We start from the raw sequence: 3,080 nt of genomic DNA, 5'->3' as shown, positions 1-3,080 counted from the left end.
TGAAAGTTTTTCCTAACTGCAAAAATGCAAAATCACACATTGAGAAAGCTTTTTGCGAGTTGGGATACTCTAAAAATATAAACTTCCAAAAATGAGCGAGAGCTTATTTTTAGTAGAATATGGCAAATTTAGACAGAGAGTCCGAAGTGGGTAAGCAACACTTCAATAAGGACGCTGTCGACTTGATTTAAAGCGATGTCGAAAGACATCAATATTAAGGAATCAAGCTAGAAAGGGCACATAGTGGATGCCTTGGTGCTAACAGGCGATGAAGGACGTGATAAGCTGCGATAAGTCTCGGTCAGGTGCAAGTAACCATTGACCCGGGAATTTCCGAATGGGGTAACCTAATGTTATTAATATGACATTGTTCCTTACTGAATAAAATAAGTAAGGATACGCGATACCTGCTGAATTGAAACATCTTAGTAAGCAGAGGAAAAGAAATCAAAATGAGATTCCGTAAGTAGTGGCGAGCGAACGCGGAAGAGCCTAACCAATAGTTGACCAGTGACGATAGAAGAAGGAGATGGAAAGCTCCGGCATAGAGCGTGATACCCGCGTAATCGAAATCTAATCTGGCTAGGTGAAAGTAGCACACCACACGTGAAACGGTGTGTGAAGATGGGGGGACCACCCTCCAAGGCTAAATACTCGTTAGCGACCGATAGTGAACCAGTACCGTGAGGGAAAGGTGAAAAGAACCCCTGTGAGGGGAGTGAAATAGAACCTGAAACCATGTGCCTACAAGGTGTAGGAGCTCTTCGGAGTGACTGCGTGCCTTTTGCTTAATGAGTCTGCGAGTTAGTATATGTGGCAAGCTTAAGATCTTCTGGATCGGAGGCGTAGGGAAACCAAGTCCTAATAGGGCGTCAATGAGTTGCATGTGCTAGACCCGAAACGGAGGTGACCTACCCATGGCCAGGTTGAAGCTCAGGTGATACTGAGTGGAGGACCGAACCGGTGAATGTTGAAAAATTCTCGGATGAGCTGTGGGTCGGAGTGAAAGGCTAATCAAACCCCGTGATAGCTGGTTCTCCTCGAAATGCATTTAGGTGCAGCGTTACGTGTTGATGAGTGGGGGTAGAGCACTGAAAGGGCTAGGGGGCATACCCGCCTACCAACCCCTATCAAACTCCGAATACCATTCAATAGAACGTAGCAGTGAGACAGTGGGGGATAAGCTTCATTGTCGAAAGGGAAACAGCCCAGATCAGCAGCTAAGGTGCCTAAACTATACTAAGTGGAAAGGAGGTGGGATTTCACAGACAGTGAGGATGTTGGCTTAGAAGCAGCCACCATTTAAAAAGTGCGTAATAGCTTACTCATCGAGAGATCCTGCGCCGAAAATGATTGGCGATAAGTATAGTACCGAAGCTCTGGATGTTCATTACCTACGGGTAGTGGGCGTGGTAGAGGAGCATTCTATAGAGGTTGAAGGGGAATGGCGACTGAACCTGGACACTATAGAAGAGAGTATGCAGACATGAGTAACGATAAGAGCCGTGAGATCCGGCTCCGCCGTAAACCCGAGGTTTCCTGGGCAATGCTAGTCATCCCAGGGTTAGTCGGGACCTAAGCCGAGGCCGAAGGGCGTAGGCGATGGAAAGCAGGTTAATATTCCTGCACGTGCAAAGGGAAGGGGACGCATGATAGAAAGTAACTAGGTTATTGAATTCCGAGATGAGACTACGGTCGATTCGTATTACTGGACGTTGTGCCAAGAAAAGCCAACCCGAATAAACGCACCCCGTACCGCAAACCGACACAGGTGGGTGGGTAGAGTATACCAAGGCGCAAGAGTGAAACCTAGTCAAGGAACTCGGCAAAATGGCTCCGTAACTTCGGGATAAGGAGTGCCCCCTTATGGGGGGCCGCAGTGAAATGGCCCAACCGACTGTTTAGCAAAAACACAGCATTGTGCTAAGACGAAAGTCGACGTATACGATGTGACACGTGACCAATGCCAAAAGATTACGATGAGATGTTAGCCCTTGAGGCGAAGCTTCGAGTCCAAGTCCTGGTGAATGTCGGCCGTAACTATAACGGTCCTAAGGTAGCGAAATTCCTTGTCGGGTAAGTTCCGACCTGCACGAATCGTGCAACGAGTTGGGCGCTGTCTCGACTAGGTGCTCAGTGAAATTGTAACGCCGGTGAAGATGCCGGCTACCCGCAGAAGGACGGAAAGACCCTATGGACCTTAACTGTAAGCTGTTAGTGTTCATTTAATCTTAATGCTCAGCATAAGTGGGAGACGTTGAAATTTTAGTTTAGGCTAAGATGGAGTCATCAGTGAGATACCACCCTTTAATTTTGAATGTTCTAACCTCGAGCCTTGAAACAGGCCGGGGGACCCTGGCAGCCGGTCAGTTTTACTGGGGCGGTATCCTCCTAAAGAGTAACGGAGGAGCGCGAAGGTTGGCTCAGCACGGTTGGTAACCGTGTGTTGAGTGCAAAGGCATAAGCCAGCCTAACTGTGAGACCTACAAGTCGAGCAGATACGAAAGTAGGCCTTAGTGATCCGGCGGTAGAAAGTGGAATTGCCGTCGCTCAACGGATAAAAGGTACCCTAGGGATAACAGGCTGATCGCGCCCAAGAGTTCATATCGACGGCGCGGTTTGGCACCTCGATGTCGGCTCGTCGCATCCTGGGGCTGGAGAAGGTCCCAAGGGTCCGGCTGTTCGCCGGTTAAAGCGGCACGCGAGCTGGGTTCAGAACGTCGCGAGACAGTTCGGTCCTCTATCCTCTGTGGGCGTAGGAAAATTGTGGGGTTCAAACTCTAGTACGAGAGGACCGAGTTTGACGCACCTCTGGTGTTCCTGTTGTTCTGTCAAGAGCATCGCAGGGTAGCTAAGTGCGGTCGAGATAAGCGCTGAAAGCATCTAAGCGCCAAGCTCATCCCGAGATTAATTTTCCCTGAAGGATCGTGGAAGACCACCACGTTGATAGGTTGGGGGTGTAAGTGCAGCAATGTATTCAGCTCACCAATACTAATCATCCGTTTGGCTTGATTCCTTAAGCTTTAGATTTGCTTAAAGAAGAGTATTCAAAACACGCAAAAAGCCGTGTGATTATGCAA

Annotated in this window: 1 rRNA gene; it reads left to right on the top strand. The window is 48.6% G+C overall.

Annotated elements, in window-relative coordinates:
- Positions 1–220 precede the first annotated feature (220 nt).
- Positions 221–3,016: ribosomal RNA gene (locus F454_RS0113545) — 23S ribosomal RNA — on the top strand.
- The last annotated feature ends 64 nt before the right edge of the window (positions 3,017–3,080 follow it).

Source organism: Rubritalea marina DSM 17716, assembly GCF_000378105.1.
Classification (GTDB): domain Bacteria; phylum Verrucomicrobiota; class Verrucomicrobiia; order Verrucomicrobiales; family Akkermansiaceae; genus Rubritalea; species Rubritalea marina.
The sequence above is the reverse complement of the archived record's forward strand: the minus strand, read 5'-3'. Positions and strand labels throughout refer to the sequence as shown.